Source organism: Sphingomonas sp., from assembly GCF_013812825.1.
In the GTDB taxonomy this organism is placed as follows: Bacteria; Pseudomonadota; Alphaproteobacteria; order Sphingomonadales; family Sphingomonadaceae; genus Sphingomicrobium.
On sequence record NZ_JACCSU010000029.1, the window covers coordinates 20996 to 39327 of the forward strand.

Sequence of the window (18332 nt, forward strand, 5' to 3'; positions counted from 1 at the left end):
CCTGTCGCCGACAAACCGGGGCCGAGACGCTCAGGCTTCCTGCGGCTCGGGCTGGTTCTTCGCGTCGACCTGAAGGAAGCTGTCGGGCGCGAGGCCCAGCCAGATCAGCATCGGCGCCGAGATGTAGATCGACGAATAGGTGCCGATGAAGGTGCCGAGCAGGATCGCCAGGGTCAGCCCGAAGATCACGTCGGGGCCGAAGATCAGAAGCATCGCCAAAGCGAGCATGATCGACAGCGAGGTGACGATGGTGCGCGAAAGGGTCTCGTTGAGCGACAGGTTCAGGAGCGGGGCGATCCCCATCTTGCGGTATTTGCGCAGATTCTCCCGGATCCGGTCGTAGATCACCACCGTGTCGTTGAGCGAATAGCCGACGATGGCGAGAAAGGCGGCGACGATGTTGAGATCGACCTGCAGCTGGGTCAGCGCGAAAAAGCCGAAGATCAGGCTGACGTCGTGGAACAGGGTGACCAGGGCCCCGACCCCGAACTGCCATTCGAACCGGAACCAGATGTAGATCGCGATCCCCAGCATCGCCAGGGTGATCGCCAGCGCGCCGTCGAGGGCCAGCTCCTCGCTGACCTTGCCGGACACCGTCTCGACCGCATCGACGCGGGCGCCGGGATAACTTCGCTCGACCATGGCGCGAACCTGCGAGGCCGCCCGGTTGGCGGCCGCTTCGCCGCCCTCCGGCTTGGGCAGCCGGATCTGGTAGGTGGTCGGGCCGCCGGCTTCCTGGATGCTGGCATCGCCGAGGTTGAGGGATCCGACCCGGCTCCGCAGCTGATCGACGTCGATCGGCTGCGCGAAAGTCGTTCGGATCATCTGCCCGCCGACGAAATCGACCCCGAGGTTGAGGCCGCGGGCTCCGACCAGCACCAGGCTGGCGACGGTGACCAGCACCGAGATCACCAGGGCGACATTGCGCCACCCCATGAAGTCGAGATTGGTGTTGTCGGGAACGAGCTTCAGGAGCCGCATTGCATCACCTCAGATGTACAGCGCGCGGGGCCGCTTGCGCCTGACCCACAGCGCAACCAGCATTCGCGTGAAGTTGACGGCGGTGAACACCGAAGTGACGATTCCGATCATCAGGACGACCGCGAAGCCGCGGATCGGGCCGGAGCCGAAGTACCACATCAGCGCCGCCGCGATGACGTTGGTGATGTTGGCGTCGAAGATCGCGGTCGAGGCCTCCTTGTAGCCGGTCTCGATCGAATCGAGGATCTTGCGGCCGCGCCGCTGCTCCTCGCGGATGCGCTCGTTGATCAGCACGTTGGCGTCGACCGCCGCGCCGATGGTGAGAACGAAGCCGGCGATGCCGGGCAGCGTCAGCGCGGCTCCGAAGATCGCCATGATGCCCAGGATCATCAGCGCGTTCACCAGCAGCGCCGCGGTCGCATAGACCCCGAAGCGCCCGTAGGTGATGAGCATGAAGCCGATCACCGCCACCGTCGCGACGATGCTGGCGATGGTGCCCTTGCGGATGGAGTCCTTGCCGAGCTCGGGCCCGACGGTCCGCTCCTCGATCACGTTCAGCTTGACCGGCAGCTTGCCCGAGGCGAGCGACACGGCGAGCGCGTTGGCGCTCTCGACCGTGAAGCTGCCGCTGATCTGCGCCTGGCCGCCGAGGATCGGCTCGTTGATGTTGGGCGCCGACAGGATTTTCTCGTCGAGGATGATCGCGAACGGCTTGTTGACATTCTCTTGGGTGACCCGCCCGAAACGGCGAGCGCCGGAGCTGTTGAAAGTGATCGAGACGACCGGCTGACCGTCCTGGTCGAAGGTCTGCTTGGCGTCGACCAGCTGGTCGCCCGAGACCATCACCCGGCGCTTCACCGCCATCGCGCCGGTGCCGTCGGCGAGCGGCAGCACCTGGCTGCCGGCCGGGGCTCGGCCGGCCGCGACCTGGGCTTGGTCGGCGGTCAGGTCGACCAGCTTGAACTCGAGCCGCGCGGTCTGGCCGATCAGCTGCTTCAGCGCCTCGGGGTCCTCGACCCCAGGGACCTGGACGAGGATCCGCCGCTCGCCCTGGTTGATGACCGTGACTTCCTTGGTGCCCTGCGGGTCGATCCGGCGGCGGACGACGTCGCGCGCGACGGTCATCGCGTCGCGCAGCGCCTTGGCCGATCCGGACCGTGTCGGAGTCAGCACGATCCGAGTCGAATCGACGACGCTGACGTCCCAGTCGCGCGCTCCGGTGAGGGCGACCGGCTGGGTCAGAGCGCGCAGCCGCTCGACCGCGGCGTCGACCCGGGCCGGGTCGCGGACCATGAACGACAGCCGGCCACCGGTCGTCGAGATATCGCCGATCTCGATCCGCGGCTTGGCTCGGCGGAGCTCGGTCGAGACCGTATCCTCCATCGCCGCCAGCCGCTGCTTGGCGGCATCCTCCGCGTCCGCCTCGAGCAGCAATTGGCTCCCGCCCGACAGGTCGAGGCCGAGGCTGATCTGGGCGCTCGGCAGCCAGCCTGGCCATTTGTCGCTGAGCGGGGTGCCGGCGATCAGGCTCGGGATCGCGAACAATATTCCGATCGCGACGGTCAGCGAGACCGCCCAGATCTTCCAGCGGGGAAAGTCGAGCATTCCAGCGAGGCCTAGTCGTTGGCCGGCTTGCCGGGTTTGGTGACGACGTGGCTGAGCGTCGCCTTGACGATTCGGACCCGCGTTCCCTGCCCGATCTCGACCTCGACGTCGTCGTCCATCACCTTGGTGACGCGGCCGCGGATGCCGCCGCCGGTGATCACCTCATCGCCCTTCTTGACCGCCCCGATCGTCGCCTGATGCTGCTTCAGCCGCTTCTGCTGCGGGCGAATCATCAGCAAATAGAAAATGACGAAGATCAGCAGCCAGGGCAGAATTCCGAAAAGAATTGCCGAGGAATCGTTCGGCGATGCCGCGGTCATCAGGAGTGGCGTGGTCATAGGCGAGAACGATCTTTCCATTGGACCGGATGGTCGGGGCGACTGGATTCGAACCAGCGACCCCCACACCCCCAGTGTGATGCGCTACCAGGCTGCGCTACGCCCCGACCAGTTGCTGCGATAGGATGCCCCGAGGACATCGTCTTGCGGCGACGGCGCATCTAGTCAGGAGCGCCCGTCAAGGCAAGGTGCAAGCGGGAGGCCGAGTGGCTCGTCGAAGGCGAAAATCGAAGGGTTTCGGGCGCTGGGCGCGGCGGATTGTGCTGGGGATCGCGGCGGTCCCCGCACTGTATCTGCTCGCGGCGCTGCTGGGCTCGCTGATCCCGGTCAACCGCGGCTGGGAGGAAACCGACCGGGGCATCACCATCTATCTCGCCGACAACGGAATCCACGCCGACATCATCATGCCGGCCAGGCTTGGCACGCTGGACTGGGAACCGCTGGTGCCCAAGCGCCATTTCGCCGCGCCCGATCCACAGGCGCAATGGGTGGCGTTCGGGTCGGGCGAAGAGCGCGTCTATCTGGAAACTCCGCGCTGGCGCGACATCAAGCCCAGGACCGTCTGGTCGGCGCTCTCCGGCGGCAAGCGCGTGATGCACGTCGAGTGGGTCCGCGATCCGCGCTACGCCGCGCGCGAAATCCGCCTTCGCCCGCACGAATACCGCCGGCTGTGGGCGGCGATCCGCGCCGACTTCGAGCTCGATGCGCAAGGGCGCCCCCGGCACATCCACGCGCCCGGATACGGCTGCTGCGACGCTTTTTACTGGGCGACCGGCAAGGCGAGCGCGTTCCGCACCTGCAACAGCTGGGCGGCCAACCGCCTGCGCCTCGCCGGGGTCGAGACCAGCCTGTGGCCGCCGTTCGTCCAGGGGCTGCTGTGGCGGTACCGGAAGGCGGATCACAGCACGTAGCGGCTGAGGTCGGCGTTCTTGGCGATCCCCGACAGTTGCTTGTCGACGAACGCGGAGTCGATCATCAGGGTCTCGCCGCCCCGGTCCTCCGCCTCGAAGCTGATGTCCTCGAGCAGCTTCTCCATCACCGTCTGGAGGCGCCGAGCGCCGATGTTCTCGACCGCTTCGTTGACCTCGGCGGCGATTCGGGCGAGCGCTTCGATGCCATCATCGGCAAAGTTGACGGTCACGCCCTCGGTCGCCAGCAGCGCCTGATATTGCTCGGTCAGGCTGGCGCGCGTCGCCGACAGGATGCGGACGAAATCCTGCTGCGTCAGCGCCTTCAGCTCGACCCGGATCGGAAGCCGCCCCTGCAGCTCCGGAAGCAGGTCGGCGGGCTTGGCCATGTGGAACGCCCCCGAGGCGATGAACAGCATGTGGTCGGTTTTGATCGGCCCGTATTTCGTGGCGACCGTTGTCCCCTCGATCAGCGGCAGCAGGTCGCGCTGAACGCCCTCGCGCGACACCGAGCCGCCGCGAACGTCGCTGACCGCGATCTTGTCGATTTCGTCGAGGAAGACGATGCCATTGGACTCGGCGTCGGCGAGCGCCGCGCGATGGACGTCGTCGGGATCGAGTCTTCGGTCGGCCTCCTCCTCGGTCAGCCGGGCGAACGCGTCCGGCACTTTCAGCTTGCGGCGCTTGCCCGGAGCCTTGCCGAGCGCCTTGCCCATCATCTCGCTGATGTTGATCATCCCGGCCTGGCCGCCCATGCCGGGGATGTCGAACGGCATGCTCGGCGCTTCCTGGACCTCGATCTCGACCTCGGCGGCGTTGAGGCTGCCGTCGGCGAGGCGCTGGCGGAAGCTGGCGCGGGTCGCCTCGCTCGATCCCTTGCCAGTCAAGGCGTCCAGGAGCCGGTCCATGGCCGCTTCCTCGGCCGCCGCCTTGACCGCGTTGCGGCGCCGCTCGCGCTCGAGCCGAACCGCTTCCTCGACGAGGTCGCGGGCGATCTGCTCGACGTCGCGGCCGACATAGCCGACCTCGGTGAACTTGGTCGCCTCGACCTTGACGAAGGGAGCGTCGGCAAGCTTGGCCAAACGCCGGCTGATCTCGGTTTTGCCGCAGCCGGTCGGGCCGATCATCAGGATGTTCTTGGGAGTCACTTCCTCGCGCAGCTCGGGCGACAGCTGCTGGCGCCGCCAGCGATTGCGCAACGCGACCGCAACCGCTTTCTTGGCGTCGTCCTGGCCGACGATATGCTCGTCGAGCGCCGCGACGATCGCCTTGGGAGTCAGCGCATCCTTTGGCGGGATTTGGGTCGCCGCGCCAGCGACTGAGGCTTCGTAGTTCATTTCGCCAGGCAACATGGAGGCGCGGCGGGCCAGTTCAAGCGGTGCAGCGCAAGCCGGCCATCAGCCGACGGTGCGCTTCGACGATTCCTGACACCGTTTGGGGGTCGGGCACCGTCGACCACATGTTTCGCTCGAAAGTGCCGCCGAGAACGATGCCGTCGCCGCGCGGGAACATGTAGCCGCTCGGCAGAGTGTACGCATATTGCACCTCGGGCTGGGGTGCGAGCATCACGATCTGGCCGCGAACAGGGCCCAATTCCTGATCGCCGAACAGCTCGCGCGCGCCAAGCCCGGTGCAGTTGAACAGCAGCGGCTCGGCAAGCTCGGACAGTTCGGCCGGAGTGGTGAAACGGCGCATGCGAATGCTGCCGCCAGCGCGCAGGAAATCGGCGGCGAGCTCGGCCAGATAGCGTCCGACTTCGACGTACATGGTTCGATAGACTGCAAGGTCGCGGACTGAAAAAGGGTGGTCGCTCTGGGCAAGCAATCGAGAGCCGGGGAAATAGGGCGCGAGCCCAGGCGCCGCGAGCCGATCGGCCTCGGTGTATGTCGGCAGCCAGCGGATTCCGTAGCGCTGCTCGTCCATCGCTCGAAAGCGTTCCCAGCTCGCCGCCAGCGCCGCCTTGTACTGACTGCGCCATTCGGCCGTGACGGCGCTTTCGCGGTAATGGCCGGTCGGGCCCCACTGGCCGCCGGCAAGGTTCGACGTCGTGTTCATGGGTACTTCGGCGGTGTAGATGGTGACCGGAAATCCCGCCTCCTGCACCAAACGCGCGGTGGTCAGGCCCATCACGCCCGCGCCGATCACCGCCACGGGTCCGCTGTGCCCGGCGAGGCCCAGGCTCGTCGCGAGGCGCGAGGTCCCCCAGCTCAACGTGATGCCAGCCCCGCCGTGGCCGTAATTGTGGACCAGCGCCTTGTCGCTGAACCGATCGCGGCGCACCACGAAGCCGGCGGCGCGGTACGGCCGCAGGCAGCCATAGGCGCGGGTGATTTGCGCCGCATCCAGTTTGACCGGCGTCAGCGGCGTGCATTCGCCTTTCAGCCGGCGCCCGCTCGTCGCACAGCCCGAAAGCAGCGTTGCGGCGCCACCGGCCAGGAGCGCGCGTCTGTCCAGGTTGACAAGCATCGGCAAGCGCTTAGCCGCGCCCGCCGTCAGGCTTCAACCGTCTCGAGCGTGGCCGCCGTCGAAACGAAGAGCGGGCCGAGCGGCGGCTATTGCGTTGCGATCGTCGCCGTCGGAGCTTGATTGCCGGCATTGCCCCGGATGATGTTGTTGCCCAGCGAGGTGACGGTGCCGCTGCCGTTTTGCAGCGCTGCAACCGTGTTCCCGGTAATCGTGTTGCCGTAAAGGAAGACCGCCGGCGTCTGGCCCGGAGTGGCAAGGGTCACGCCAGCGGCATTGTTGGCCAGCAAGCTGTCGCTGATCGTCGCCGTGGCGGTCGACTGCTCGAGCCGGACGCCTGCCGCGTTGCGGTTATTGGTGAGCGCGGACCGGTGAATCGAGGCCGCGGTCAACTGCTGCAGGTTGATGGCCGCCAGCGCTCCCCTCGCGATGCGAACATTGTCGACAACGAGAATCACGTTGCCGGCGGGCGGTGCCGAATGGATCGCGTGGTTCTCCATGTTGTAGATCGAGGAGTTGGAAACGTTGACCCTGACGGCCGTGGTCGAGGTCTCGATCGTGATCGCGCGGCCGTTCGTCCCAGTGCCGGCGAAGTTCATGATGTTGACGTTGTCGATGTTCACCGCCGCCGCCTGAAGAATGCGAATGCCGTTGCCGAACGTGGCGTTGACGCCGTTGATCGACAGGTTGCGCAGATTGACCGTGATCCCCGCTCCGTTGATGGTGACTCCGTTCTGACCGGCCACCAGGATCGACGCATGCGGGCCGGCGCCGTCGATGGTGATCGACTTGGTGATCGTGACGGCGCCGAAGCCGCCCGAATCGAGCACATTGATCTCGCCGTTATTGGCGGTCTTCGAAATTGCTGCCGCGAAAGTCTTGCAGGGCGCGGTGCGGCTGCATGGATTGACGTCGTCGCCGACGCCCGAAACCCAGGTTCGAGTCGCCTGGGCGAAAGCCGGCGATGCCACCGCGAGGAGAATCGCGGCGATGCAGAGTTTGATGAAGCTGGTCATCATGCCCCCGTTTCCAGCCGCGCCCCGGGCGGGGAGCGGCGCTTAGCAAGACCCCGAGCAGTTCGCGCAGACTAATCGAGAATGGAGGCTCGCGGCAACGGCATTCAGGGCGCCGGAATCGTCACTCGCCGGGCCCGACCGTCTCGACGGTCAGGCGGTCGTTGGTGAACACGCAGACTTCGGCGGCGATCGCCATCGCCCGGCGAGCGAGCTTTTCCGGGTCGGGCTCATACTCGGCGAGCGCTCGGGCGGCGGCGAGCGCATAATTCCCGCCCGAGCCGATCGCGGCGATGGCATTGCCGTCCTCGGCCTCGGGCTCCAGCACATCGCCGGTGCCGGTCAGGATCAGCATCGAGCCGGCATCGGCGACGATCATCATCGCCTCGAGGTTGCGAAGATATTTGTCGGTACGCCAGTCCTTGGCGAGCTCGACCGCGGCGCGCATCAGCTGGCCTTGATACTGCTCGAGCTTGCGCTCCAGCCGCTCGAACAAGGTGAAGGCGTCGGCGGTCGCTCCGGCAAAGCCGCCGATCACCTTGTCGTACTCACCCAGCCGCCGGACCTTCTTCGCGTTCGGCTTGATGATGGTGTTGCCGAGGCTGACCTGGCCGTCACCGGCGATGACCGTCCGCCCGCCTTTCTTCACCCCGAGGATGGTTGTCCCGTGCCAGCTGTCCAAATGCCCGCTCCTTCGGTCAGCGATTTGGGATGCGAGGGCCGGGCTTGCAAGCGCGGCGCCTCAGCGCGAGTGCCGCAGCAGGAAAGCGCTGCTTTCGGCCAGCACCGGCGTTCGGCCGCGGAACGGCCGCGACAGCGAGGCGGCGAGGTCGACGTGGTTCGCGTTGGGATAGATGCGCAGCGTTACCGGCGCTCCGAGTTGGTTGAGGCGCCGCGCCAGCGAGTGGCTGTTGTGCGGAAGCACGATCCGGTCGGCCGCGCCGTGGGCGAGGAACATCGGCGGCGCGTCGGCGCGGGCGAAGCGGACCGGCTGGGTTTCGAGCGGCTGCTTCCAGGAACCGAAGGCGTTGCGGCCGCGCGCTTCGGTGAACGGGTAGAAATCGTACGGGCCGGACAGCAATGCCGCCGCCCGGACGATCTTGGGATCGACTCCGACCCGATCGAGGAAGCGGCGGTCGAACACCAGCATCGCCGCATTGTAAGCGCCCGCCGAATGGCCGGCGAGCGTGATCCGGCGGGGGTCGCCGCCGAAACGTTTGGCATTGTCGCGCGCCCATTTCACGGCGAGCGCCCCGTCCTCGACGAACGCCGGGAAGCGCACCGCCGGCACCAGCCGGTAATCGGGCACGACGGCGATGAAACCCTGCCCCGCGTAAGCGGCGCCGGCAAAGCCGTAATCGCCGCGCGATCCCTCGTTCCAGCCGCCGCCGTAGAAGAAGACCACGACTGGCAAAGGATCGGCCGTCTGGGGACTGGCGGAGCGCGCTCGCGGAGCCCAGACATCGAGCCGCTGGCGAGCGTCGCTGCCGTAGGCGAGTCCATTGCCGACCTTCCGGGCATCGGCGCTGGAGCTCACTCGGTCGAGGCCGGTCAGGAATCCCGCCGGCGTGCAGCCGGTCAGGGCCAGCATGGACGCCGCCAATGCCGAGCGGTTTCGAAGGCGGCGGCGCGGCTTGGCGATCGGGACGTGCTCGGTCATGCAATGCATCTGGGTGCCCGGCACGCGCACCGCAACTGTCGCGGCTAATTCGGCTGTTCGGGCTCCGCCGTCGTCGCGAGGCCCGCCTGCGCGTTCACCCATTTGATCAGCTCGTCGAGCTGGATGGCTTGCTCGGTCGCTAAAAGGCGGTCGGAGAAAGAAAATCCGTCTTCCTGGGCGGCACGACCAGCCGCGCCGGGGGCTGCGCCGGCGGCGGGCACAGCCGCTGCTCGGCGACCGCCGCCAGCGGCTGCGGCCGATCTTTGCTCGAGCTGCAGGCGGACAGCGCGAGCGCGAGCATCGGCCAGGCGTGCTTCAAGGTCATGGGTGGTCCTTTCAGAGATGGTGCGCTGCTTCGCGGCGACTCGGCCGGCGTGCGCCAGATCTTCCTTGCGCGCGGCTTCGGCGGCGGCTCGGTAGTTGGCGATGGTCTGGGCTCGCGAGCCTTGCTCGGCGAGATAGAGTTGCTCGTAGCGGCCGGATTGCTTGCGCCAGTGTCGCGCCTCGCTCGCCTTGACCACGAACAGCGTCAGCACGAGCATGGCGGCGGCGATGCCGATCATGCCCTGCAAATTGAGGAAGCGCGGGATCATCGCTTGGACTCCGGCGGACAATCGGCTTCGAGCGAGGCGCCGTCGCGGCCCGCAGCGACCTTGAAGCGGCCGACCGGGCCGCCGGCGAGCAGGCCGACGATCACCGCGATCATGGCGACGATGAACCCACCCAGCGACCAGCCGAAAATGGCGACGATGCTGTGCTCGACCCGAGCCGACCAGCCGCCCCACATCAGCAGCGCGACCAGGGCGACGGCCCCAACGCCGCAGAACATGCCGCCGGCGGCGGCCAGCAGGCCGTAGACCAGCCGCTGGCCTTCGGCGAAGGTAGCCGGAGGCGGAAGCCGGCTCATCGTGAATCGATCCGATTGGCGAGCCAGCCGTAAAGGAAGGCTTCGTTGGCGGGGCGCCGCTCGGCGAGGCGGATGTAGCGCTCGCCTTGCAGCGCCTCGAGCGCTCGCAGCAGCACCGTCTCGCCGCTGCGGCGGCCGCGTGCCCGGAGAAAGCCGTCGAGCGCCGCCAGGGTCCGCGGGCCCGCCCGGCCGTCGGGCACGAGGTCGGGGTAGTCCTTGCCATTGCGGTTGAGCGCGGTCAGCGCCCGCTGCAGAAAGGTGATGGCGACCGCCGGACCCATGTTGGCGCCCGTGTCGAACAGCTCCGTGGCGACCTTGGGTGCGCGCTTGGCGATTTCGTCGAAGCGCGGGCGAAGCCAGTACAATCGGCGGTAGATCGCCGCCGCCTCGTCGCGGGGAAGCATTGCCATCGCTCCGGAATAGCCGTGAGCGCGCGCCACCGCCTCGGTGATTCCGAAACGGGTCGGGCCACCGCGGTCGGCGGGATGGTTGACGAAGCCGCCCTCGCGCTCAATCAGTTCGTCGATCAGCCGGTCAGCGTCATCAACCGCTTCGCCCACTAATTATCCTCCCGCCGCTCATATTCTTCCGAGTCGCGGCTTTGTAACCAGATAGGTGGGTTGTAGGACAGCGAATTCGCCAAGCGCGCTCAAATGGATTGGAATTCCGGTGGTGGATGGCGGCGCCGGGATGACGCCGTCGGCCAACCGGGCTACGATTGCCGCCATGAAACTCGGCCTGCTTCCGGCGCTCGCCGCTGCCTTCGCCTTATCCTTCGCCTTCCCAGCCGCGGCCGAGCTGAGTCGGCCTGAGCTGGCGATGATCCAAACCGTCGACGCCGAGCAGGAGCGCACCGTCGCGATGCTTGGGCGATGGGTCGACCAGAACAGCGGGACGATGAACTTCGCCGGCGTCAAGGCGGTCGGCGACATGCTTCGCGCCGAACTGGAACCGCTCGGCTTCAAGGTCGAGTGGATCGACCTCAAGGCTGCCAACCGCGCGGGCCATCTCGTCGCCCGGCACAAGGGCAACGGCCGCGGCAAGCGGATGCTGCTGATCGGGCATCTCGACACGGTGTTCGAGCCGGACTCGCCGTTCCAGCGCTGGGTCCGCCGCGGCGACGAGGGCGAAGGCCCGGGCGCCGGGGATGACAAGGGCGGAATGGCGGTGATCGTCGCCGCCCTGCGCGCAATGAAAGCGGCAGGAACGCTCAAGAACGCGGACATCACCGTGTTCCTGACCGGCGACGAGGAGGATGCCGGGCCGGTCGAAATCGCCCGCCGCGATCTGGTGACGGCCGGCAAATGGGCCGACGTCGCGCTCGATTTCGAGGGGCTGGTCCAGGATCAGGGCCGCGACATGGGGTCGATCGCCCGGCGCAGCAGCGACGAGTGGACGATTACCGTCAAGGCGCGCGGCGGCCATTCGAGCGGCATCTTCACGGCCAATGCCGGTGCTGGAGCGATCTATGAGGTCGCGCGGATCATCGACAGCTTCCGGCGTGAGCTTCCGGAACCGAATTTGACCTTCAATGTCGGGCTCGTCGGAGGCGGCGACAGCGCCCAACTCGCCGCCGACCGGATTCGCATCGCGGCGACCGGGAAGACCAACATCATTGCCAGCGCGGCGGTGGCGCGCGGGGACCTGCGCGCGATCAGCCCCGAGCAGATCGCTCGCGCTCAGGAACGGATGCGGGCGATCGTCGCACGGCCGCTACCCGGGGCGACGGCGACGATCGAGTTCCTTGCCGACGGCTATCCGCCGATGGCGCCGACGGACGCCAATCGCGCGCTGCTGGCGCGGCTCAACCGGGTCAATCGCGACATCGGGCTTCCCGAGATGGGCGAGCTCGATCCGGTCAAGCGCGGCGCCGCCGACATCAGCTTTGTCGCCAAGGACGTCGACGGCCTGGCCGGTCTGGGACCGGCAAGCCGCGGCGATCATGCGCCGGGCGAGACGGTCAATATCCCGTCGATCTTCCGCCAGGCCAAGCGCGCGGCGATCCTGATGTCGCGACTGGCGCGGGAAAGGCGATGATCATCGCCCCAAGTCCGCGGCTTCAGCGGACGGTGAACCGGAAGCTGTCGCTGTGCGAGGTGCCCGCCACGGCCGCGCGCCAATTGACCGTGTAGGCGCCGGCTTGGAGGCCGGACAGCGGGATCGAATAACGCGCGACCTCGCCGACCGCGGTGACCATCATCGGCATGGTCAGTCCGTCGCTGCCGGTGACGGTCAGCTCGAGCAGTCTCGCGGGCGGAGAGAAGCGCAACTCGAGGGAGTCGACCGGGCCCACGACGGTTGAGCCGTGGGCCGGAGTCGAGCTTTGCAGGATCGACTGCGCCGTGGCGGCCGGGTCCGCGGGCGGCGCTTCAGCGCACGCGCCGAGCAACGCCATCGCAGCGAGCGCGAACCGGGCTTTTGCACGCAAGATCGCCATCGCTGAGTGCAACCGGCTCGCGCCGGGGTGGTTCCGCGCGGCTACTGATAGAGACCGTCGCGCAGATTGATCCCGTGCTCCAGCCAGACTGTCAGCGCGCACAGCATCTGCGACCGGCCGCGCTGTTGCTCTATTCGCGGGCGATGCAGAAGAAGGGGGTGCTTCGGTAAGCCGATTTACCGGCCTCCCGAGTTGCATCGGGGCCGCGACAGGCCCATTTTGCAGGCGATGGCAAAGCCTGACGAGGTGACACCGCCAGCCGTGGACTCGCCGCGGGGCTGGACTCGGATCGAGGATTATCTCGACCTTGCCCGGCTATGGCGCCGCGCGGGCGAGCGTCGCCGGCGCCGCCTCAAGCCGCGCACCGAGCTGTCGGCCCCGCGCCTGATGTCGCTGGGAATGCTGCCGTTCGTCCTGCTGTTCATGGCGATGGCCGTGCTCGCCTTCCTGATCATCATCGTCGCCATTCCGGGCAAGCGCTACCCCGAGCGCCTGCCGCAACCAGCGGAAGTCGGCACCGCACCGCCAGGCTGGATCGACGGCTAGATCAGCTCGCGTCTAGCAGCGCCAGCCGCCGCCCGACCACCATTGCCGCTGGCAGTCCTGGTTGTTCCGCACCCAGCGCGGGAGGCTTCGCTCGGGCCGCTCGTGCCACCAGTCGTTGTAGCTGTCGGGCCGCCACGCCGTGTCGCCCTGCCATTCGCGGTCGTCGAGGAAGACGAAGCCGTCGAGGTCGCGGTGCCGGCGCCAATCGTGGCGGTGGCGATGATGGCCGCGGCGGTCGCCGCGCCGCAAATCGCCGTCGAAACGGCCGGGCCCGCCGCGATGGACGGTGACTCCGGCGGGCGCGCCGAGCGTGAATTGCGGGCCGGCCGGGTCGATCGCCAAGGCCGGTGCGGCCGGGAGGGCAAGGGCGGCCAGCGGCGCCGCCAGGCCAAGCAACATCGTGCGCATGTCGCTCACTCCTTCCTGTTCCCCTCCGGACATCTAGCAAACGCCGGAGAAGTCGCGGCGTTGCATGCCGCCCGCTACCTCCACAGCTGCAGCGAGCGGATCGCGGCCGGGACCTGCGGATTGTCGTCGGTTCGCGAGATGATCCGCTCGACCATTCGCCAGCCGCGCCGCACGCGCCCCTTGCGCCACAGGTCGGTCACCCAGATCCGGCCGGACCAGTCGTGGCCGTCCATCGTCGCCTCGATCTCCGCCGCGGCGGCGAACAAAGCGATCGAGCCGATGCTGCGCGCGTAGAGGTCGCCGAAGCGGTAGGACTTGCACAAATAGCGGGTGGTCGCCGCCTCCAGCCAGCTCGGCGCATCGAGCAGGACCGGCGGTTTCGAACCGATCAGCATGACGAAGTTGCGCGCCGTCAACGACTTCAGCGCCCTGGAGTCGCGCCCGACCCAAGCGCGCATCCAGCGGTGCTCGTAGGTTTCGATGACGGGCAGCAGGTCGGCCATGGCGAACGGCGGCACTACAGCAGTCGGGTGGGGAGGCAAGTGCGCGGGGCAAGACATTCATTGCGCCGCGACCTCTCTGCCGACAGGATGGGCGGATGCCGGCCGGTCTTTCCCTCGCGATCGCACTGCTCGTCGGGGTCGCCGCTGCGGAACCCACGGACGCGGGGCCCGAACCCGGGCAAGCCGCGAACAATTCCCAGCCGGCTGCAAAGGCGGCCAACGGCTGCGGGCCCGCACCGGCAGCCATCGAGCCGGGCGAAATCTTCGTCTGCGCGCCGCGGCCGCAAGGGTACCGGATCGACCCCGACGTGCTCGAGGCGGACCGCGCCAAGCGCCGCGGCAAGCTCAAGCGGCCCGACCGAATGGTCGACAACAGCTGCGCCAGCGTCGGGCCGATGGGCTGCGCCGGAATGGGCGGCGCCGGGATCGACCTGCTCGGAGCGGCGATGGTCCTGGGCACGATGGCCACCAAGGCGATCCGCGGCGAGAATGTCGGCAAGATGTTCATCACCAGGCCCGAGCCGACCGAATATGAGCTGTACCAGGAGGCCAAGCGGGCGCGCGAGGCGAAGGAAGCCGAAGCGGCCGCGGCAGCGAAGGCGAAGGCGGCGCTGGACTCGAAGACCGAACCACAGCCCTGAATGGGCGCCCGAGCCGGCAACGCTTTGGAAATAACCGGGGCGTATCGTCGCTGGGATGGCCATCGCCCGATTCATCAAGCCGTGGACGCTCAAGCGCGACAAGAAGCGGCGGCGCCTGGCCGAGCTGCGCCAGCGCGACGGCGACAATTGCCGGCGCTGCCGGCGGCCGATGCGCTTCGACCTGCCGCCCGGCCATGACCAGGCGCCGACCCTCGAGCCGGTCGGCCCCAGGTCGAAAGACGCCGGCGGCGGGCTCGACACTTTGTGCCTGTGCCACGTCCGCTGCAATGGAGCGACGCTCGACAACACGGCCCAAGTGCAGGAACGGCTGCGCCGCCGGGCCGAAGAGGTCGCCGAAGAGAGCGTCCCCGAAGAGGCCGCCGCGCCCAAGAGGCGGGTCGCCGGCCGGCGCTAACCGGATCATAATTCCTTCGCTTTAGGTCGAGGCACCATGGCAAGTCCGCTGCAAACCGCGAAGCCGACCGTCAATCTGGCGTCGAACCTGGCGTCGGCGGGGCCGCGCGTGTCGCGAATCCGCCGCGATCCGCCGCCGCCGGTGAAGGAGAAGGTGGTCGTCGATTTCGAAGAGCGTGACCAGTGGGTGGTGATCGTCGGAGTGCTCGCCTTCGCGCTGGCGATCTTCGTCGTCATCCTCGCGTTCGGCAGCTACTCGAGCTGGTCGCCGCGGGAGTACAAGGTCGAGATGACGATCGCGGAGTAATTGGCGCGGCGGGGCGTCAGTGCGCCATTGGCAATCGCTTAAGTTCGCTATTGTCCCGTAGAACACGCCCATGTTTGTGACTTTAGCGGCCGGTCGAAGCTTTCGGGGCGATCGTGATCCACGACGAGAAAGAGCCTCAGCCGGCACGGCCTCCGGCAGCCGCTGCGCCGCTTCCGTGCTCACGACTGCCCCCGGCAGCCGCTGCGCCGGAAGTTCACTAAGTTCACTCCGCGACCGCGCGAGGAGCATCGGCCGAGGTGGCCGACTATGCACATGGATGATCGCCTCGGCGATCTGCTGTTTCGATGGCTTGCCCATGCTCGTTGATTCCTTCTGGTTCTTCTGCGATGCGCAGCATGAACCAAATGGGATGCTGTAGGACAGTTCTTTTTGCGGCGCGCTCGGCGCGTAGGCGAGCTTGGAGTGAATGAAGACTATCGCTGGATACCGAAGCGGTAGAGTTTCCCGATTACATCGTTCTGACGAATTGTTGATCCACAAAATCAAGTGTCACGCGCTGAAGCTTAGGTTCAACAGCTCGTCGATTGGCCTCGACCCACAACATCGCTTCGGCGGTTTCACGCGTGACCACTCCGTAGCCGGTGTAGTCTTGAATCTTCCCAGTCAGATGGGCCGCGGTCGTAAGAAGCGCGAGCAGAAATAACAACGCTGGCGCGGGGGACGGATAGGCAATTGTCAGTGCCAACAGAACCAAATCTATCATTATGGCACCGGCCAATACGAAGTGACCTGATCGGCGCCTTCTCTTCACTATCTCGCCGTTTGTGAAGGTGAGCAGCGCGTCAATCGCAATATCATCCTCATTCGTAAGCGAGGATAACTCTTCTTCCTTCTGGGAAACGCTCTCCTGAGCCTGTGAGACCTGGCTTTCGAGTACTGATGCCTGTAGCGCCGCCTCCCTCGCGAGCCTAGCCCGCTCAGCCTCGGCTTCCCTTCTCACCGCATCGAGGTTCGATTGAAATTCGGCAGCCTTCTCTGCGATGAGGCTTTCCCTCATGCTTTTCAGCACGTCGTCAAACATGGCCTCGTCCACTACCGATGCCGTATTCAACGTCTTTTGCATCAGGACCTGCGTGCTTCGATCAACCGTCAGCAGCAAGTCCAATTGTTCCGCCGTGTCAGGGCCACGGCGCTGCGCAATGTGTCGCGCTTTCTGGACCACGTCGGGTCGGAGCTGCAAAACTCGTTCGCAAGATGCCAGGAGCAGATGTAGTGGGATCGATTTTCGCTCCGAATCTTTCAATCCTGCTCGCAGCCAAATGGCGGTGGCCAATTGTCTTTGATGGACTACTGGCCCGATCGAATAGCGATTTATCTTGGCCTGATCGATTGCAACGCGTCGAGCGGCTCCGGTTAGGATAGCATTTCGGGTGACCAGCAGATGGCCACTCTCGAACAGGTCCGTCGTTTGCTTGCCTTGGCGCATTCGCATGATGTTGGTCACAACCAAGGCATCGTGCGCTCGGGGTATGTCTTCGATGTGCCATTGAATTTGAGAGTACAAATCCCGATAGCAATCTCGATCGAAGTACTTGTGATCATTAGGAAATTGATCGAGAGAGCGACTTACAACTTGAACACCTGCGCGCTCCAAGGCCACCACCGGTCGGGCTTGTACCTCTTGAACGTAATTTTCGAGAGTTTCGCGCTTCCTTATGGCGGTCGCTGTCGGCCCCGTTCGTTGCGGAGTGGGGCGGCGAAACAGCGCTCGAAGGTTGCGCTGTATCTCTGCAACTGAGTCATCAAAAATGCGAAGTGACCCGCCGAGAGATTTCACCCGATCAGTAATTAAGCGGATGTTCTGGTAGGCCTCTTTGCCCGAGATATTGAGCAGGTCCATAGCCACTGGCGCATCGAGGTAGAGCGCCAAAGTCGTGCGTTTAACTGCTGTCGTCGGGCGCGCAAAGTCTTCCGCGGCTTCAGCAAGCAATCCGACCTGGACAACATGGGCGAGGATTTCAATCAAAGGGGAACCCAATGAGTGGAGATGCTTCGTGAAGCTGGCGCAGACAAACTGTTCATCGGTATTGAAGCGGTTGTTCGCGCCTTCCTTTTCAACCGCGTCCGCAGCCTCGCCTGCATCCACGGTGCGTCGAAGCTGCTCAACATCATAGACATCTAAGGACACTACCCAGCGAAGCAGCAAACTGAGGAGATCTTCCCTGGTGCGCTGCCCGAAGAATAATGGCGACTGCTTCTCCGTGTATTCGCAGAACTCGTTTTCGAGTCTCTTCAGGTCCTCGGTAAGGCCTGAGTGGAAGGCGCCATCTGGCAGGTAGCAAGTCACCTGATAAACGGCGTTCTGGTCATTTGATTCGAGAGGCTCGACCCAGCCTTGGTCAATGAAGTGAGGGATTAGGCCTTCTACGACATCGCTGGATAGGTTCCACGCGTAGGCGTCATTTGCGGTTTCTGCGAGTTCGGCTGGATTGAGAGTTCGACCGTTCATAAATGCGAGGAGCGGATGAAAGAATGGGATCACCGCCCCTCGGATGTCCTCAGAACCGCTTCTAAGAGCTTCGATGACAGCGTAAGCTTTGAAGGTACGAGGACGTAACGTCGTCACAGGCTACTCCGCCGCAACCCCAGCCCTGGCAAACATGTCCTCACCCTCGCCAGCCGCATCCGCCGGCGCGTCATTCGCCGCGTCCGCTTTCGCCTTCTGCCTCCGGTCGAAATTGTCCCAGACATCATTCCAGCTCCCCCGCGTCGCCGCCTTTGAATACTCCGTCGCCCTCGTTTCGAAGAAGTTGGCGTGCTCGACCCCGTTCAACAGCGGGGCGAGCCAGGGGAGCGGGTGCTCGTCGACCATGTAGATCGGCGCAAAGCCCAGTTGGCCGAGGCGCCAGTCGGCGATGTAGCGGATGTACTTCTTGATCTCCTTGGGAGTCATTCCGGGCACCGGCCCCTGCTCGAACGCCAGGTCGATGAACGCGTCCTCGAGCCGGACAGTCTTCTGGCAGACGTCCATGATCTCGTCCTTGACCGACCTGGTCAGGCAGTCGCGTTCCTTCACGAAGGTGTGGAACAGCTTGATGATGCCCTCGCAGTGGAGCGATTCGTCGCGCACCGACCAGCTGACGATCTGGCCCATGCCCTTCATCTTGTTGAAGCGCGGGAAGTTCATCAGCATCGCGAAGCTGGCGAACAATTGCAGCCCCTCGGTGAAGCCGCCGAACA

22 protein-coding genes and 1 tRNA gene are annotated in these 18332 nt (G+C 65.8%); 6 read left to right on the forward strand and 17 right to left on the reverse strand.

What is annotated here, in order from left to right; all coding sequences use genetic code 11:
• Window positions 1-30 precede the first annotated feature (30 nt).
• From secF to H0T81_RS04085, 4 genes are all read right to left on the reverse strand, one after another.
• Complete coding sequence (gene secF, locus H0T81_RS04070) at window positions 31-981, reverse strand: protein translocase subunit SecF (RefSeq protein ID WP_294010107.1); 951 nt, start codon at window positions 979-981, stop codon at window positions 31-33.
• 9 nt (window positions 982-990) lie between these two features.
• Complete coding sequence (gene secD / locus H0T81_RS04075; RefSeq protein ID WP_294010108.1) at window positions 991-2586, reverse strand: protein translocase subunit SecD; 1596 nt, start codon at window positions 2584-2586, stop codon at window positions 991-993.
• 11 nt (window positions 2587-2597) lie between these two features.
• A complete protein-coding gene (gene yajC / locus H0T81_RS04080; protein ID WP_294010111.1) occupies window positions 2598-2924 on the reverse strand; it encodes a preprotein translocase subunit YajC in 327 nt (108 codons plus the stop codon).
• A 30-nt stretch (window positions 2925-2954) separates the two neighbouring features.
• A tRNA-Pro gene (locus H0T81_RS04085) sits at window positions 2955-3031 on the reverse strand.
• Window positions 3032-3130: 99 nt separating this feature from the next.
• Here H0T81_RS04085 and H0T81_RS04090 point away from each other — a divergent pair.
• Complete coding sequence (locus H0T81_RS04090) at window positions 3131-3835, forward strand: TIGR02117 family protein (protein ID WP_294010112.1); 705 nt, start codon at window positions 3131-3133, stop codon at window positions 3833-3835.
• Here the strand turns inward: H0T81_RS04090 and hslU are convergent.
• The 8 genes from hslU to H0T81_RS04130 all read right to left on the reverse strand — a co-directional run bounded on the left by hslU (window position 3823) and on the right by H0T81_RS04130 (window position 10435).
• On the reverse strand, window positions 3823-5169 hold the full coding sequence (hslU, locus tag H0T81_RS04095; protein ID WP_294010114.1) for an ATP-dependent protease ATPase subunit HslU: 1347 nt from the start codon (window positions 5167-5169) through the stop codon (window positions 3823-3825). The genes H0T81_RS04090 and hslU overlap by 13 nt on opposite strands.
• Before the next feature lie 34 nt (window positions 5170-5203).
• A complete protein-coding gene (locus H0T81_RS04100; RefSeq protein ID WP_294010116.1) occupies window positions 5204-6298 on the reverse strand; it encodes an FAD-dependent oxidoreductase in 1095 nt (364 codons plus the stop codon).
• 86 nt (window positions 6299-6384) lie between these two features.
• Window positions 6385-7314 (reverse strand): hypothetical protein, encoded by a 930-nt coding sequence (locus H0T81_RS04105; protein ID WP_294010118.1) that lies wholly within the window; start codon window positions 7312-7314, stop codon window positions 6385-6387.
• A 118-nt stretch (window positions 7315-7432) separates the two neighbouring features.
• Entirely contained in the window at window positions 7433-8014 is a 582-nt protein-coding gene (hslV, locus tag H0T81_RS04110; protein WP_294010158.1) for an ATP-dependent protease subunit HslV, read from the reverse strand.
• Between the two features lie 36 nt (window positions 8015-8050).
• Complete coding sequence (locus H0T81_RS04115) at window positions 8051-8968, reverse strand: alpha/beta hydrolase (protein WP_294010120.1); 918 nt, start codon at window positions 8966-8968, stop codon at window positions 8051-8053.
• Between the two features lie 44 nt (window positions 8969-9012).
• Window positions 9013-9561 (reverse strand): hypothetical protein, encoded by a 549-nt coding sequence (locus H0T81_RS04120; RefSeq protein ID WP_294010123.1) that lies wholly within the window; start codon window positions 9559-9561, stop codon window positions 9013-9015.
• Window positions 9558-9875: a hypothetical protein gene (locus H0T81_RS04125; protein ID WP_294010126.1), complete on the reverse strand. Its 318-nt coding sequence runs from the start codon at window positions 9873-9875 to the stop codon at window positions 9558-9560. The genes H0T81_RS04120 and H0T81_RS04125 overlap by 4 nt, the downstream gene beginning before the upstream one ends.
• Window positions 9872-10435 carry an N-acetylmuramidase gene (locus H0T81_RS04130; RefSeq protein ID WP_294010129.1) on the reverse strand — a complete coding sequence of 188 codons (564 nt, stop codon included), beginning with the start codon at window positions 10433-10435 and terminating at the stop codon, window positions 9872-9874. Before H0T81_RS04130 ends, H0T81_RS04125 begins: the two co-directional genes overlap by 4 nt.
• 166 nt (window positions 10436-10601) lie before the next feature.
• On the opposite strand from H0T81_RS04130, the gene H0T81_RS04135 reads away from it, so the two are divergent.
• Window positions 10602-11912, forward strand: a complete 1311-nt coding sequence (locus H0T81_RS04135) for a M20/M25/M40 family metallo-hydrolase (RefSeq protein WP_294010132.1) — start codon at window positions 10602-10604, stop codon at window positions 11910-11912.
• Window positions 11913-11934: 22 nt separating this feature from the next.
• Here the strand turns inward: H0T81_RS04135 and H0T81_RS04140 are convergent, their stop codons facing one another.
• Window positions 11935-12312 carry a copper resistance CopC family protein gene (locus H0T81_RS04140; RefSeq protein WP_294010134.1) on the reverse strand — a complete coding sequence of 126 codons (378 nt, stop codon included), beginning with the start codon at window positions 12310-12312 and terminating at the stop codon, window positions 11935-11937.
• Window positions 12313-12540: 228 nt separating this feature from the next.
• Here H0T81_RS04140 and H0T81_RS04145 point away from each other — a divergent pair, with 228 nt between their 5' ends.
• Window positions 12541-12858 carry a hypothetical protein gene (locus tag H0T81_RS04145; RefSeq protein ID WP_294010137.1) on the forward strand — a complete coding sequence of 106 codons (318 nt, stop codon included), beginning with the start codon at window positions 12541-12543 and terminating at the stop codon, window positions 12856-12858.
• A gap of 12 nt (window positions 12859-12870) precedes the next feature.
• Here H0T81_RS04145 and H0T81_RS04150 read toward each other — a convergent pair whose 3' ends face one another.
• Window positions 12871-13266 carry a hypothetical protein gene (locus H0T81_RS04150; protein ID WP_294010140.1) on the reverse strand — a complete coding sequence of 132 codons (396 nt, stop codon included), beginning with the start codon at window positions 13264-13266 and terminating at the stop codon, window positions 12871-12873.
• A 74-nt stretch (window positions 13267-13340) separates the two neighbouring features.
• Complete coding sequence (locus H0T81_RS04155; protein ID WP_294010142.1) at window positions 13341-13784, reverse strand: nuclear transport factor 2 family protein; 444 nt, start codon at window positions 13782-13784, stop codon at window positions 13341-13343.
• 80 nt (window positions 13785-13864) lie between these two features.
• Between H0T81_RS04155 and H0T81_RS04160 the strand changes: the two genes are divergently transcribed.
• The 3 genes from H0T81_RS04160 to H0T81_RS04170 are packed head-to-tail and all read left to right on the forward strand — an operon-like array spanning window position 13865 to window position 15131.
• A complete protein-coding gene (locus tag H0T81_RS04160) occupies window positions 13865-14410 on the forward strand; it encodes a hypothetical protein (protein WP_294010144.1) in 546 nt (181 codons plus the stop codon).
• Between the two features lie 55 nt (window positions 14411-14465).
• A complete protein-coding gene (locus tag H0T81_RS04165) occupies window positions 14466-14825 on the forward strand; it encodes a hypothetical protein (RefSeq protein ID WP_294010147.1) in 360 nt (119 codons plus the stop codon).
• 36 nt (window positions 14826-14861) lie between these two features.
• Window positions 14862-15131 (forward strand): hypothetical protein, encoded by a 270-nt coding sequence (locus H0T81_RS04170; protein ID WP_294010149.1) that lies wholly within the window; start codon window positions 14862-14864, stop codon window positions 15129-15131.
• 469 nt (window positions 15132-15600) lie between these two features.
• Here H0T81_RS04170 and H0T81_RS04175 read toward each other — a convergent pair whose 3' ends face one another.
• A complete protein-coding gene (locus H0T81_RS04175; RefSeq protein WP_294010150.1) occupies window positions 15601-17718 on the reverse strand; it encodes a hypothetical protein in 2118 nt (705 codons plus the stop codon).
• 3 nt (window positions 17719-17721) lie between these two features.
• Window positions 17722-18332, reverse strand: a 611-nt coding sequence (locus tag H0T81_RS04180) for a ribonucleotide-diphosphate reductase subunit beta (protein WP_294010152.1), incomplete at its 5' end; no start/stop codon positions are given.

Excerpts from the sequence above, each read along its gene's own strand:
- secD (WP_294010108.1), bottom strand. The coding sequence starts at position 2,586 with ATGCTCGACTTTCCCCGCTGGAAGATCTGGGCGGTCTCGCTGACCGTC.
- H0T81_RS04120 (WP_294010123.1), bottom strand. The coding sequence starts at position 9,561 with ATGATCCCGCGCTTCCTCAATTTGCAGGGCATGATCGGCATCGCCGCC.
- hslU (WP_294010114.1), bottom strand. The coding sequence starts at position 5,169 with ATGAACTACGAAGCCTCAGTCGCTGGCGCGGCGACCCAAATCCCGCCA.
- H0T81_RS04160 (WP_294010144.1), top strand. The coding sequence starts at position 13,865 with ATGCCGGCCGGTCTTTCCCTCGCGATCGCACTGCTCGTCGGGGTCGCC.
- H0T81_RS04115 (WP_294010120.1), bottom strand. The coding sequence starts at position 8,968 with ATGACCGAGCACGTCCCGATCGCCAAGCCGCGCCGCCGCCTTCGAAAC.
- H0T81_RS04165 (WP_294010147.1), top strand. The coding sequence starts at position 14,466 with ATGGCCATCGCCCGATTCATCAAGCCGTGGACGCTCAAGCGCGACAAG.
- yajC (WP_294010111.1), bottom strand. The coding sequence starts at position 2,924 with ATGACCACGCCACTCCTGATGACCGCGGCATCGCCGAACGATTCCTCG.
- H0T81_RS04140 (WP_294010134.1), bottom strand. The coding sequence starts at position 12,312 with ATGGCGATCTTGCGTGCAAAAGCCCGGTTCGCGCTCGCTGCGATGGCG.
- H0T81_RS04125 (WP_294010126.1), bottom strand. The coding sequence starts at position 9,875 with ATGAGCCGGCTTCCGCCTCCGGCTACCTTCGCCGAAGGCCAGCGGCTG.
- H0T81_RS04150 (WP_294010140.1), bottom strand. The coding sequence starts at position 13,266 with ATGCGCACGATGTTGCTTGGCCTGGCGGCGCCGCTGGCCGCCCTTGCC.
- H0T81_RS04100 (WP_294010116.1), bottom strand. The coding sequence starts at position 6,298 with ATGCTTGTCAACCTGGACAGACGCGCGCTCCTGGCCGGTGGCGCCGCA.
- H0T81_RS04145 (WP_294010137.1), top strand. The coding sequence starts at position 12,541 with ATGGCAAAGCCTGACGAGGTGACACCGCCAGCCGTGGACTCGCCGCGG.
- H0T81_RS04170 (WP_294010149.1), top strand. The coding sequence starts at position 14,862 with ATGGCAAGTCCGCTGCAAACCGCGAAGCCGACCGTCAATCTGGCGTCG.
- H0T81_RS04105 (WP_294010118.1), bottom strand. The coding sequence starts at position 7,314 with ATGATGACCAGCTTCATCAAACTCTGCATCGCCGCGATTCTCCTCGCG.
- secF (WP_294010107.1), bottom strand. The coding sequence starts at position 981 with ATGCGGCTCCTGAAGCTCGTTCCCGACAACACCAATCTCGACTTCATG.
- H0T81_RS04135 (WP_294010132.1), top strand. The coding sequence starts at position 10,602 with ATGAAACTCGGCCTGCTTCCGGCGCTCGCCGCTGCCTTCGCCTTATCC.